11 protein-coding genes and 2 pseudogenes are annotated in these 12,594 nt (G+C 62.9%); 7 read left to right on the top strand and 6 right to left on the bottom strand.

Annotated elements, in window-relative coordinates; translation table 11 throughout:
- Positions 1–11: 11 nt before the first annotated feature.
- The 6 genes and pseudogenes from fixJ to A7A09_RS12080 all read right to left on the bottom strand — a co-directional run bounded on the left by fixJ (position 12) and on the right by A7A09_RS12080 (position 6,837).
- On the bottom strand, positions 12–629 hold the full coding sequence (gene fixJ, locus A7A09_RS12110; protein WP_106691651.1) for a response regulator FixJ: 618 nt from the start codon (positions 627–629) through the stop codon (positions 12–14).
- The gene (locus tag A7A09_RS12105; protein ID WP_281277532.1) at positions 626–1,861 is read right to left on the bottom strand and encodes a PAS domain-containing sensor histidine kinase; all 1,236 of its coding nucleotides are present in this window, start codon (positions 1,859–1,861) and stop codon (positions 626–628) included. The genes fixJ and A7A09_RS12105 overlap by 4 nt, the downstream gene beginning before the upstream one ends.
- Positions 1,862–2,306: 445 nt before the next feature.
- Positions 2,307–2,986: pseudogene (locus A7A09_RS12100) on the bottom strand (nitroreductase family protein).
- 379 nt (positions 2,987–3,365) lie between these two features.
- Complete coding sequence (locus A7A09_RS12090; RefSeq protein WP_211341117.1) at positions 3,366–4,991, bottom strand: 5-guanidino-2-oxopentanoate decarboxylase; 1,626 nt, start codon at positions 4,989–4,991, stop codon at positions 3,366–3,368.
- An 8-nt stretch (positions 4,992–4,999) separates the two neighbouring features.
- Positions 5,000–6,202, bottom strand: a complete 1,203-nt coding sequence (locus A7A09_RS12085; protein WP_245999309.1) for a pyridoxal phosphate-dependent aminotransferase — start codon at positions 6,200–6,202, stop codon at positions 5,000–5,002.
- Positions 6,199–6,837: a TetR/AcrR family transcriptional regulator gene (locus A7A09_RS12080; protein WP_106691649.1), complete on the bottom strand. Its 639-nt coding sequence runs from the start codon at positions 6,835–6,837 to the stop codon at positions 6,199–6,201. Before A7A09_RS12080 ends, A7A09_RS12085 begins: the two co-directional genes overlap by 4 nt.
- A gap of 219 nt (positions 6,838–7,056) precedes the next feature.
- On the opposite strand from A7A09_RS12080, the pseudogene A7A09_RS12075 reads away from it, so the two are divergent.
- The 7 genes and pseudogenes from A7A09_RS12075 (at position 7,057) to A7A09_RS12045 (ending at position 12,594) form a co-directional block, all read left to right on the top strand.
- A pseudogene (locus tag A7A09_RS12075) lies at positions 7,057–7,829 on the top strand (ABC transporter ATP-binding protein).
- 38 nt (positions 7,830–7,867) lie between these two features.
- Positions 7,868–8,647 (top strand): transporter substrate-binding domain-containing protein, encoded by a 780-nt coding sequence (locus A7A09_RS12070; protein ID WP_106691648.1) that lies wholly within the window; start codon positions 7,868–7,870, stop codon positions 8,645–8,647.
- Between the two features lie 81 nt (positions 8,648–8,728).
- The gene (locus A7A09_RS12065; RefSeq protein ID WP_281277530.1) at positions 8,729–9,439 is read left to right on the top strand and encodes an ABC transporter permease; all 711 of its coding nucleotides are present in this window, start codon (positions 8,729–8,731) and stop codon (positions 9,437–9,439) included.
- 1 nt (position 9,440) lies between these two features.
- Positions 9,441–10,250: an ABC transporter permease gene (locus tag A7A09_RS12060; RefSeq protein WP_106691647.1), complete on the top strand. Its 810-nt coding sequence runs from the start codon at positions 9,441–9,443 to the stop codon at positions 10,248–10,250.
- Position 10,251: 1 nt separating this feature from the next.
- Positions 10,252–10,485, top strand: coding sequence for a hypothetical protein (locus A7A09_RS12055; RefSeq protein WP_106691646.1), 234 nt, complete (start codon positions 10,252–10,254; stop codon positions 10,483–10,485).
- Positions 10,486–10,540: 55 nt separating this feature from the next.
- On the top strand, positions 10,541–11,332 hold the full coding sequence (locus tag A7A09_RS12050) for a dimethylarginine dimethylaminohydrolase family protein (protein WP_106691645.1): 792 nt from the start codon (positions 10,541–10,543) through the stop codon (positions 11,330–11,332).
- 101 nt (positions 11,333–11,433) lie between these two features.
- Positions 11,434–12,594 (top strand): acyl-CoA dehydrogenase family protein, encoded by a 1,161-nt coding sequence (locus tag A7A09_RS12045; RefSeq protein WP_106691644.1) that lies wholly within the window; start codon positions 11,434–11,436, stop codon positions 12,592–12,594.

The raw sequence follows: 12,594 nt of genomic DNA, 5'->3' as shown, positions 1-12,594 counted from the left end.
AAGGAAGAAGCTCAAAACCCATCGATCTTCGCCGCAAGGACCATCCGCACCAGTTCCGGCAGGTTCTTGGCGTTCATCCTGGCCATGACATTCGCACGGTGAGCCTCCACGGTGCGCGGGCTGATATCGAGATTATAGGCGATGGTCTTGTTGGGCAGGCCCGCGACGATGCCCTCCATCACCTGCCGCTCCCTTTCGCTGAGCCGCTCGATCCGCTCGCGCGTGGCCAGGACATCATCCGTCACGCGCGACGTCTTTCCGATCTCGGCGATCGCCCCGGCGACGGCATCCAGCAGAACGTCATCCACGAACGGCTTTTCGATGAAATCGAGCGCACCCGCCTTCATCGCCTCGACCGCCATCGGCACATCTCCATGCCCGGTGATGACAATGGCCGGGAGCATGGCCTCTTCGCATTGCAATTTCCGGAGCAGTTCGACCCCGTTCATCTCGGGCATGCGCAAATCGGTGACGAGACAGGCATTCTCCAGCCCCTTGGCAACGGAAAGAAAGGAAGCTGCCGAATCATGCACCCGCACGGCATGTCCCGATACGGTCATCAGGAAGGCCAGGGATTTCCTGACGGGCTCCTCGTCGTCAACGATATGGATCACCACTTCAGTATTCATCTTCCGGCTATCGCTCCGTCTTTCCCGGGCAGGGTGAAGCGGAAAACCGCTCCTCCCTTCTCATTGTTATGCATGCTCAATTTGCCGCCATGGGCCTCGATGATCCGCTTCGATATGGACAGCCCCACCCCCATGCCCCCCGGCTTGCTGGTCACGAAGGGCCGGAAAAGCTGCCTTGTCATCTCCTCGGGCACACCGGGGCCGGTATCGGAAACCTCCACCAGGACCTCTCCCGCATCGCCATGCCGGACGCGCACCACCAATTGGCGTGTCTCGCTCCCCTTCATCGCGTCCATGGCGTTGCGCATGAGATTTATCAGCACCTGCTGGATCTGGATGCGATCCACCACGGCCAGTTTCGGGCCCGCCTCGAATTCGAACACCGTATGCAGGCCCATCTCGCGCGAGCCGACCAGGGCCAGCGCGCCCGCCTCTTCGACCAGCTTGTGGAGATCCTCGGGCTTTTTCTCGGTGCTGCCGCCCGTCACGAATTCGCGCAGGTGGTGAATGATCTGCCCCGCCCGCAGCGATTGCTCCGCGGTTTCCTCCAGCACCTCGCGCAGGCGCCGGACAACCGCACCGTCCATATTCCTCAGCAATCGCCTGCTCCCCTGCACGTAATTGGCAATTGCCGACAGGGGCTGGTTCAACTCATGCGCCAGGGTCGAGGCCATTTCGCCCAGTTCGTTGAGCCGCGACAAGCGCGCCAGTTCCCCCTGGATTTCCTCGAGCCGGGCCTCGGATTCCGCGCGCTCGGTCAGGTCGCGGATGAAGCCGGTGAAGAAGGTTTCGCCGCCACTCCTCGTTTCACATACCGCCAGCTTCATCGGGAAGGTGGAGCCATCCTTGCGCCTTCCGACCACGACACGGTCGATGCCGATCACCCGGCGCTCCCCCGTGGTCAGATATCTGCGGACATATTCGTCATGCTCGCCCCGATACGGTTCCGGCATCAGCATGTTGACATTCTGCCCCACAACCTCGGCTTCGGGATAGCCGAACTGGCGAACAGCGGCCTGGTTGAAGGAGATCATCCGCCCCCGCTTGTCGATGACGATGGTTGCGTCCAGAACCGTATCCAGGATGGAGCGCAGATGGGCTTCCCGTGCTTCAAGCTGTTCCCGCAAGTCGCGCGACCGCAACCTTGCGTCGCGGTAGGCGGAGCCGACAATGACCAGGGCAATCGACATCGGCAGGAAGCAGACCAGCGCCAGCAGGTCGGTCCCCTCCACCCCTCCGGCCAAGCCGACGGTGGGAAGGGCGCAAATCGTGATCAGTGCAATACATCCGGCCGGCGTCCCGCCAGGAACGCCGCGCCAAGGGCCGCCAGCGACGCAAGGGGCAGAAGCCAAAGCTCGTCCAGCCCGTCAATCATCATTCGTTACCTCGATGAACGCATCGAAATATCGGTGCAGGATGATGATATTTGACGGCAGGACAGGTAAACGAAGCACTCGACATCCATACAACTTCAACAAGAACAAGGAATTGTCATTTCACTCAAGAGGTTATCAACCACGGAACTCACAAGCCGCGTGATGGTAGTTGACTTCTCTCCCTGTTTGCAACCCGCATGCGGCTTCCACGCGGCCAGGTTCTCTCGTGGATCACCTTTTCCGTCCATCCGACCGGACCGGAACCGGCTGCGGATCAGGGCGGCGCGTCCCGAGGCGCCGCTCAGAACACTGACAGGATCTCGTTAAGCGGCTTCTTGACCTTGGCCATGGCCGGAACCCGGGCGTCATCAGAGGGCAGTCCCACGGGCAGGATCATGACCGGCTTCTCGCTTTCGGACCGGCCGCATAGCCCGTTCAGGAATTTCATCGGATTGGGGGTATGTGTCAGGGTGACCAGACCGGCGTGATGGATCGCGGCGATCAGCATGCCGCAGGCGATGCCGACGCTTTCGGGAACATAGTAATGCTTGTGACGCTCCCCCTCCCGCAGCCCGTAGCGCTGCGCGAAGACCACGATCAGCCAGGGCGCGATGGTCAGATGCGGCTTTTCGGGTCCGGTGCCGACCGGCTCCAGCGCCGCCAGCCAGGCATCGCCGCCGCCCCCGGCATAGAAGGCCCGCTCCTCCTCTTCCGCCGCCTCGCGGATGCGCGCCTTCATTGCCGGATCGCGGATCGCGACGAAATGCCAGGCTGCTGGTTCGCGCCCGATGGCGCGCTGCCCGCCGTTTCGATGCAAGCCTCGATCACCTCGCGCGAGACCGGCGCATCGGAAAAGTCGCGCACGCTGTGCCGCCGCCGCATGTAATCCCGAAAGGCCCGCACCGACTCCAGCGAGGCCTCGGGCGGCATTTGCACCCGGTCGGGCAAGGGCACGGGTTCGTAGGTCACGCTTTCCTCCATCCTTCGTCAAAGGGCAATTCCTTGCCGCAATAGCACATGGGCATTCACGGTACAGGAACCGCAGGTTTGCCGAACGGGCATTTCATGTCCAGCGCGACGGAGCCCGTTCTACGCCTCTATCTGCGCGGTCATCCGTTCCAGCCGCTCCATCGCGGTCGCACAGCGCAGCGATTCGGATACCGTTCCGCCCCAATTGCGGCAAGAGCATCTGCCGCGCGTGACGTCCGCAACCGATCCAGCCGATATTGAGCATTGGTCCACCTCCGCCAGTGTCAGCGCGTTTCGGATCACGCCAAGGCCCGCGCGCAGCTTGGCGCATGGCGTTCAGCCTGCCGCTTCGGCGATTTCGAACTGACGCCCTGCCGAAGCCGGGATGGGTCTATGGCGCGATGATCTCGATCAGCGCGGGCCCTCCACGCTTGCGCGCCGCCTGCAATGCGTGATCGAGCGGGGTCAGGTCGAGCTGCCCCGGAGCCAGTGCGTCCTGATGATCAGTCTCGCATAGCCGGATACGTTCGGCCGGGATGTCATAGGCAGCCGCGATCATCGTGAAATCGGGGGCGCTCGGCCTCACGCCGATGGGGGTGATGTCGCGCGAGAGCATGTAATCCTCGATCTCCTGGTAACCGTGATTGTTCCAGACCACGAAGATGACGGGCGTGTTCTCGTCCCTGGCGGCGCCAAGCGCACCAAGGCAGAACTGGAAGCCGCCATCGCCGACCAGGCAGATGACGGGCGCATCGCCCAAGGCAACGCTCGCCCCCACGGCGGCGGGCGGTCCGTATCCAAGCGCCCCGTAGCCGGTGGCGGCGTTGAACCAGCGCCTCGGGTTTGATGCCTCCCAATAAAGATTCCCCGCATAGGCCAGTTGCGTCGAATCCCCGACCATCGTGGCATCGGGAAGCGTGTCCCGGATCGATGACAGCACCTCGATCATCGCCTTCATCTTCGGCGACAGGCTGGCCCTTGCGGCGTCGCGCGCATCAGTGGCACGGGTGGCACCTGCTTTCGACACGCCTGCGGGGGGCAGATGCGAGCACAGCAAACCCGTGGCTTCGGCAGCGTCTCCCTTGATAAAGACCGTCGCCGGGGCATTCCCGCTTTCCGCCGTCCCGTCACGATCAATGCGGATCAGGTTCCCGGGCGGGATGAAACCGCCATCCACATAGGCGTCGTAATCGGTCGGGCCGAACTGCGTGCCGATGGCGATGACCAGATCGGAATCCCGCATCAGCTCCCGGATGGCGGCAAGGCTCGGACTCGCCGGGACCTCCAGAGGATGACCGGCAAGCAGTCCCCGCCCGTTCGTCGTCGTCACCACCGGGGCGTCTAACCGCTCGGCCAGGTCACGGATCTCCGCCTCGGCCCAGACCGCCCCACCACCGGCAAGAATGAGAGGCCGCGCCGCCGCCGCGCATGTCCGGGCCGCACGTTCAACGGCCCCATGATCGATGCCGGAATCCGGCTTTTCCGGTGCAGCAGCGAACGGCAAGGCTGCCACCTCCGCTTCCATCAGGTCGGTCGGGATCTCGATATGCACGGGACCGGGACGGCCTTTGGCCATCATTGCAAAGGCGCGATCGATCAGGCTCGGCAGATCTTCCGGCCGCTCAAGGCGCTCGGAGGACAGGGCCAGCGTCCGGATCATGGCCGCCTGATCGGGCAGCTCGTGCAGATGGCCTTCATACCGGCCCAGGGTCACCCGCGCATTCACGCCGGAGATCACCAGCATCGGGATCGAATCCGCCCGCGCCTGCGCCATCGGGGTGATGGCATTGGTCAGGCCGGGCCCGGTAATGAGCAGGCAGATGCCGGGCTTGCCCGATGCGCGCGCATAGCCATCCGCCATGAACCCGGCATCCTGTTCGTCGCGCGGCGTCACGTGGTGAATGCGTGAACCGGCAAGGCCCCGGTAAAGCTCGGCCGTATGGACGCCCGGAATACCGAACACGGTATCGACGCCGTAACGTTCCAGCAGGCGGACAAGCATCAAGCCGACAGTCATGGAGCCGCTCATGTCGCCAGGCACTCCGATTGCTGCGCGAGATCACCGGCAAGCGAGGCGATGCGCCCGCAGGCTTCGGCCAGTTTCTCGTCTGGAACGGTCAGGCTGAGCCGGACCAGGTTTTCACCGGCATTGCCAAAGGAACTGCCGGGCATGACGGACACGCGCCGTTCCTCCAGCAGCCGCAGCGCGAAGTCATGGCCGGTCAACCCGGTCCCCGAGACATCCAGCAGGACGAACATCCCGGCTTCCGGAGGCACCACCTTCAACCCCGAAACATTGTCGAGCCTTTCCGCGATCATTGCGGCGCGGGCCTTGTATTGCCGGCGCATGCCGCTTGAGGTCGGCAGGTCATGCGTCAGGGCATGGGCGGTCATATCGGCAATGAAGGGCTGACCGCCGAACAGCATCGACTCGGACAGCGGAAGCAGCCGCCGACAGAATTCCGCCGGGCCGACCGCCCAACCACTGCGGAAGCCGGGGGCGGCATGCGACTTGGAAATCGACGAGACCACGATCACCCGATCCGCCAGCTCAGCCAGATCGAAGGGCGAGGCGAATTCCGCGCCGAAGGTCAGTTCCTCATAGACCTCGTCGCTGACGATCCACAGGTCGTGCTTGTGGCAGATATCGCCGATGGCGGCGATCTCGTCGCGCGACAGGACCGCACCGCTTGGATTATGCGGACTGTTGAGCAGAAGGACCCGGCAATCGGGCGTGATCGCGGCTTCCAGATCCTCGGGCTGCAGATGGAACCCCTTTTCCGCCCGCAGCGGCACCGGCAGGAACCCGGCGCCGGGCGCACGTATCACCGCCTCATAGGTCGCGTAATAGGGATCGGGCAGCAGCACCTTGTCGCCCGCCTCGAGCAATCCCATCATGACGGCGAAAAGCGCGGTTTGGGTGCCCGGAAAGCACAGCACATTTTCCGCACCGATCTCGCGGCCGGTGCGGTGCGAGTATTTCCGCGCCAAGGCCGAGACGACCGACTCCTCTCCGCGCCCGTTGGAATAGCGGGTGCGGCTTGCACGCATCGCCTCGTTGCAGATATCCAGCAGTGTGCCGTCAGGCGGCACGTCCGGCTCTCCGATGGTCAGCTCGATCACCGAATCGTCGCCTGCCGCAAGCGCGCGGCCACGCAGGTGAATCTCCCACTTGTCGGATCCGAGATTGGCAAGGCGGTCGGTGATCGAAGCGTAGCGCATGGTCATGTTCCAATTTCAGCAATGTCGGGCAGCTTGATATCCAGCAGCGATTCGATGGCGCGAAGGCAAAGATCGATCAGCCGGTCCTCGTCGAAATCCTCCATCAGGCAGCCCTCGAGCCACAGGCCGTCGATGAGCGCATTGACGACGATCCCGAGACGTTCGAGCTCGCCCGTGGGTAATCGCCGCCCGTCGGCGGTCAGGATTTCATCGATGATCTGCTCGGTGGCGCGGCGAAAGGTGAGATAGCCGTCCCGATGTTCCTGCGCGAGCCGTGGCGACAGGCGGACATGGCTGATGAAGGTCGCCCAAACAGAGAGCAGCCGCGGCTCCGCGACCGAGCCGCCAAGGCATGCGGTCACGAATTTCACCATCCGCTCATGCGGGGGAATATCGGGCAAGGCGACGACATCGAGGGCCGGGCGGATCATCAATTCGATCGTGTGGCGATAGGCGGCCATGATCAGGTTGCTCTTCGATTCGAAATGGTGGCGAATCAGGCCATTGCTGATCCCCGCTCGGGCCGCCACCGCGCGAACCGTCGTCGCCTCGATCCCCAGATCCGCGATGCAATCCAGCGTGGCCTCGATCATGTCGCTGCGGCGCTCGAAATCCGGTGCGCGCCTGAATGAACCTGACATTGCCGCCCCCCTGTTGCGCCCCGACGTTATCGACACCCCTACTATGCACTTGCATAATAATTATTCAACTGTACAGTTTGTCGGAACGCAAGATAGAAACCACTGACCCGTGCCGCAAACAGGGGTGATCCCGTCCTTGCACGACGCCCCTGATGGTCACGCGCCGCGACGAATGGCGCGGAGCATAGCGGAACGGCCCGATCCGGAGGCGATTTGCACATGCGTGAAGGCGACCAGGCGATTTCGGTTATCGACCTGCACAAGCGCTTTGGACGGCTAAAGGTGCTGAAAGGCGTTTCGCTCGACGCGCGTGAGGGCGACGTGATCGCCATCATCGGGGGAAGCGGCTCTGGCAAGTCCACCCTCCTGCGTTGCATCAACATGCTGGAACATCCCTGTTCGGGATCGGTCGCCATCCATGGCGAAACCATCGCCATGAAAGGCGACGGCAATGGCGGCCAGGTTCCGGCCAGCCGCAAGCAGGTCGAAAGGTTGCGGGCGCGCTTGGCATGGTGTTCCAGAACTTCAACCTGTGGCAGCACAAGACCGTGCTCCAGAATGTCATCGAGGCCCCGATCCATGTGCTGGGCACCCAACGGGACGAGGCCATCGCCACGGCCGAGACACTGCTGCGGCGCGTCGGCCTGTTCGAGAAGCGCGATACCTATCCGGCCTTCATGTCGGGCGGCCAGCAGCAGCGCGCCGCGATCGCACGCGCGCTCGCCATCCAGCCGCTGGTGATGCTTTTCGACGAGCCGACCTCGGCGCTGGATCCCGAACTGGTCAGGGAGGTGTTATCCGTGATCGGCGATCTGGCCGAAGAGCAACGCACCATGATCCTCGTGACGCATGAGATGGAATTCGCCCGCAATGTCGCCAGCCATGTGGTGTTCCTCCACGATGGCGTCATCGAAGAACAGGGCCCGCCGGATGCCATATTCGGCGCCCCGAGATCCGAGCGGCTGAAGAAATTCATCAGTTCGGTCCACTGAACAACAACAAAGAAACGACAGCAAAGAAAGGGAGCAACATGACATCAATCCTGAAAACCGCCTGCTTCGGGCTGGCACTCGGTTTCGCGGCAAGCGCCGCCCAGGCCGAAGAGATCAAGCTGGGCATCGCCGCGGAACCCTATCCGCCCTTCACCTATCCCGACGCATCCGGCAAATGGCAGGGCTGGGAGATCGATTTCGCCAATGCCGTCTGCGAAGAGGCCGGGCTGGATTGCGTCATCACGCCCCTGTCCTGGGACGGCATCATTCCCGCGCTGAAATCCGAGAAGATCGACATGATCGTCGGCTCGATGTCGATCACGCCCGAACGGCTGGAGGAAATCGACTTCTCGGACAAGTATTACAACACCCCGACCATCGTGATCGGCCTGAAAGAGCTCGATTTCGACGCCAGCCCCGAGGGCCTGTCCGACAAGATCCTCGGCGTCCAGTCCTCGACCGTCCACCAGGTCTATGCCAACAAGCATTTCGCCTCGGGCGGCACCTCGATCAAGGAATACCAGACCCAGGACGAGGCGAATAACGATCTTGCCTCCGGTCGCCTCGATGCCGTCCAGGCCGACGCCATCGCGCTGAAAGCCTTTCTGGAAACCGAGGCGGGCCAAGCCTGCTGCGAGGAAAAGGGCCAGGTCGCCGATGATATCGAGGTCCTTGGCCCCGGTGTCGGCATCGGCCTGCGCAAGGAAGATACGGAGTTGAAGGAAAAGCTCAATGCCGCCATCGCGACAATCCGCGAGAACGGCACCTATGACGCCTTCTCCGAAAAGTATTTCGACTTCGATCCCTATGGTTCGTGACCACGGGACCGGCGGTTGCGGCCCCTGCCACAGCCGCCGTGACGTATCCGGCAACAGCAATCAACCAGGGAGTGGAGCACCGTGATCGATTGGAGCCTGCTTGCGCTCAACCCGCCAGGCTGGGGCGGCGTGCTGCTGCAAGGTCTTTTGAGCACGATGGAAATCGCGGTCGGGGGCTATCTTCTCGGCCTTGTCATCGGGTTGTTCGGAGCGATCGGCAAGCTTCACGGCGGCCCCCTGGCGCGTGATCTGCTAGAGGTCTACACCACCGTGGTCCGCGCCGTTCCCGAACTCGTCCTGATCCTGATCCTCTATTACGCAGGCACCGATTTCCTGAACAAGATGCTGGCGCTGCTGGATTACGAGGCGGTCGATATCAGCGGCCTTGTCGCGGGAATATTCGTCATCGGGATCGTGCAGGGCGCCTATTCGACCGAGGTCATTCGCGGCGCGATCAAATCCATCCCGCCCGGCCAGATCGAGGCCGCCCGCGCCTATGCCATACCGCCGGCCAAGATCCTGCGCAGGATCACCATCCCGGCCATGCTGCCCTATGCCATTCCCGGCCTTTCCAATCTCTGGCTGATCGCGACGAAGGATACCGCCCTGCTGGCCGTTGTCGGCTTCAGCGAGTTGACATTGGTGACGCGGCAGGCCGCTGGAACGACCAAGAGCTACATGCTCTTCTTCCTCGCCGCCGGGGCGCTCTATCTGGCGATCACGCTGATCTCGCGATTTCTCATCGGCATCCTGGAACGCCGCTCGCGCCGCGGCCTTGCCGGGGTGAACTGACATGACGACAAGCCCCCTCCCCGCCGATGAAACCAGCCGCCGCGAGTCCTGGCTGAAACCGCATCGCCTTGTGCTGATCCTGATTGCCGTGGCACTGATCGCCGCCGCCATCATCTTTGGCCGTTGGGACTGGCTGCCACGTTACCTGCCGCGGCTATGGTCCGGCCTGCTGGTCACATTGGCGATGCTGTTCGGCTCTGCCCTGCTCGGCTTTGTCCTTGCCGTGCCGCTTGGTCTGGTTCAAGTCACCGGCCCGTGGTGGCTGAAAACCCCTGCCGCGGCATTCTGCACCATGATCCGGGGCACACCCCTGCTGTTGCAGCTATGGCTTCTCTATTACGGGCTCGGCTCGCTGTTTCCGATGATCCCGGGGATCCGGGAATTCTTCCTCTGGCCCTATCTGCGCGAAGCCTGGCCCTATGGGCTTGCCGCGCTGACCATCTCTTTCGCCGCCTATGAGGGCGAGATCATGCGCGGCGCCTTCGCGGGCGTGCCCTCCGGCGAATTGCAGGCCGCCCGCGCCTTCGGCATGAGCCCGGCAAAACTGCTCTGGCGCATCTGGCTGCCCCGCGCGCTGCATAGGGCGCTACCAACGCTGAATGGCGAAACCGTGCTGCAGCTCAAATCGACGCCGCTCATCGCCACGATCACGGTGGTCGATCTTTACGGTGTCATCTCGCGTGTCCGCCAGGAAACCTATCTCACCTATGAGCCGCTTTTCCTGCTGGCCCTGATCTACATGGTCCTGACTGCGATCCTGGTCTTTGCCTTCCGCTATTTCGAGAATCGCATCCCGACCCGAGGAATATGAATTGAGTCCTCAGCCCCTGCATGACGACCTTGCCGAACTGATCGCCATTCGCCGCGACCTGCATGCGTATCCCGAGCTTGGGCTTGAAGAGATCCGCACATCGGACCTGGTGGCAAGACAGTTGAGCGAGATGGGCCACAGGGTCGAACGCGGCCTTGCCCGGATCGGGCTCGTCGCAACGCTGAGCCATCGCAGCAGCCGGAAATCGATCGGCATACTGGACCGACCTGGTTGAAACTTACCTACGCCCGATCTGATCCACCCTCCCCTTCCTGAACAACGAGGCCCCAATGACAACCGCTCCCGTCCATTCATTCAACTCTGCCATCGTTCGGGTTCCGGGCAGTTCCGTCGTAAAGGGATTGCGCGCCGATGATCGCGGCGATCCCTCCTTCGAGGGGATCAGGGCCGAGCACGAGGCCTATATCGCCGCCCTGCGGGATGCCGGTGTCGAGGTCACCGTGCTGCCCGCGCTGGAGGGCTTTCCCGACTCGATCTTCGTCGAGGATCCGGCGCTGGTCTTTCCCGAGGGCGCGATCATCCTGCATCCCGGTGCCGAGACACGGGCCGGGGAAGCCGGGGAAATCGCCCCGACCCTGCGCGAGATGTTCCCGACGGTGATCGACCTGCCCCGGCCCGGCCATGCCGATGGGGGTGATGTGCTGAACACGAGCGACAAGGTGATGATCGGCCTCTCGGCCCGGACCGATCGCGAAGGGGCGGAAGGGCTGATCGCCTGTCTCGAAAAGCTTGACCGCAAGGGGCAGATCGTCGAGACGCCCAAGGGTGTGCTGCATTTCAAGACCGATTGCTCGCTTTTGGACGAAGAGACCGCGCTGGTGACGCATCGCCTTGCCGGTTCCGGCATCTTCGACGGGTTCCGCGAAATCGTCGTGCCCGATGGAGAGGAACCGGCAGCCAATGCCCTGCGCGTCAATGACGTGGTTCTGTTGGGTCGCGATTTCCCGCGAACCGCCGAGATGCTCGACGGGTTGGGCTATAAGGTCGTCACGCTGAAGACCACGGAAATCGGAAAGATCGACGCGGGACTTTCCTGCATGTCGCTGCGCTGGCGGCAATAGTTGATCCGGCTGTCTTCCGGCCCCGGGCGTTCCTTGCGGCGCGGCTTCCTGTTGTCGCGCCACAAATGCAGGTGAGTAAGATCAGACAAGAGGCAACACAGATGCGATTTGGCTTGGACGAACAGCAGGAGATGATCGTTTCCACCGTCCGCAGTTTCGTGGAAAACGAGATCTACCCCCATGAGGCGCTGGTCGAGAAGACCGGCGAGGTTCCCGCCGAGATCGCGCAGGAGATCAAGCGCAAGGTCATCGATCTCGGCTTCTATGCCTCGAACTTTCCCGAAAGCGTGGGCGGGCCGGGCCTGTCGCATCTTGAATTCGCGCTGGTGGAGCGGGAGTTGGGGCGCGGCTCGATGGCGCTGACGCATTTCTTTGGCCGTCCGCAGAACATCCTCATGGCCTGCAAGGGCGATCAGGTCGAGCGCTACCTGATGCCCGCCGTCCGGGGCGACAGGATGGACGCGCTGGCAATGACCGAACCCGATGCCGGTTCGGATGTCCGGGGGATGAAATGCACCGCCACCCGCGATGGCGGCGATTGGGTCCTGAACGGATCGAAACATTTCATATCCGGCGCGGATCATGCCGATTTCTTCATCGTCTTCGTCGCCACCGGACTCGATGAAACGCCTCGCGGTCCGAAAAAGCGGATCACCTGCTTTCTCGTCGATCGGGGCACACCGGGTTTCGAGGTCGCCAGGGGATACAACTCGGTCTCCCATCGCGGCTACAAGAACTGCATCCTCTATTTCGACAATTGCCGCCTGTCCGACGCCCAGGTTCTTGGCGAGGTGGATAGCGGCTTCGAGGTGATGAACGAATGGCTCTATGCGACGCGGATCACCGTGGCGGCCATGGCCGTGGGGCGCGCGCGCCGGGTTTTCGACCATGCCCTGCATTTCGCGGCCGAGCGCGAGCAGTTCGGCCAGCCGATCGCCCGGTTCCAAGGGGTCAGCTTCCAGGTCGCCGACATGATCACCGAGATCGACGCGGCCGATTACCTGACGCTGGCGGCTGCATGGCGGCTGGATCAGGACCTGCCCGCCAATCGTGAAATCGCCTCGGCCAAGCTTTACGCCTCCGAGATGCTGGCGCGGGTGACCGATGCCACGCTCCAGATCCATGGCGGTATGGGGTTGATGGATGAGCTGCCCATCGAACGTTTCTGGCGCGATGCCCGTGTCGAGCGGATCTGGGATGGAACCTCCGAGATCCAGCGCCATATCATCAGCCGCGAACTCTTCCGGCCTTTGGGAGCCTGA

It is taken from the genome of Paracoccus methylarcula, assembly GCF_003007735.2.
GTDB lineage: Bacteria > Pseudomonadota > Alphaproteobacteria > Rhodobacterales > Rhodobacteraceae > Paracoccus > Paracoccus methylarcula.
Note: the sequence above shows the minus strand (reverse complement) of the source record. Positions and strands in the feature narration are given on the sequence as shown.

Bases quoted from the DNA above. Each gene is read 5' to 3' on its own strand.
- A7A09_RS12050 (WP_106691645.1), top strand. From the start codon at position 10,541: ATGACAACCGCTCCCGTCCATTCATTCAACTCTGCCATCGTTCGGGTT.
- A7A09_RS12080 (WP_106691649.1), bottom strand. From the start codon at position 6,837: ATGTCAGGTTCATTCAGGCGCGCACCGGATTTCGAGCGCCGCAGCGAC.
- fixJ (WP_106691651.1), bottom strand. From the start codon at position 629: ATGAATACTGAAGTGGTGATCCATATCGTTGACGACGAGGAGCCCGTC.
- A7A09_RS12060 (WP_106691647.1), top strand. From the start codon at position 9,441: ATGACGACAAGCCCCCTCCCCGCCGATGAAACCAGCCGCCGCGAGTCC.
- A7A09_RS12070 (WP_106691648.1), top strand. From the start codon at position 7,868: ATGACATCAATCCTGAAAACCGCCTGCTTCGGGCTGGCACTCGGTTTC.
- A7A09_RS12090 (WP_211341117.1), bottom strand. From the start codon at position 4,991: ATGACTGTCGGCTTGATGCTTGTCCGCCTGCTGGAACGTTACGGCGTC.
- A7A09_RS12085 (WP_245999309.1), bottom strand. From the start codon at position 6,202: ATGACCATGCGCTACGCTTCGATCACCGACCGCCTTGCCAATCTCGGA.
- A7A09_RS12045 (WP_106691644.1), top strand. From the start codon at position 11,434: ATGCGATTTGGCTTGGACGAACAGCAGGAGATGATCGTTTCCACCGTC.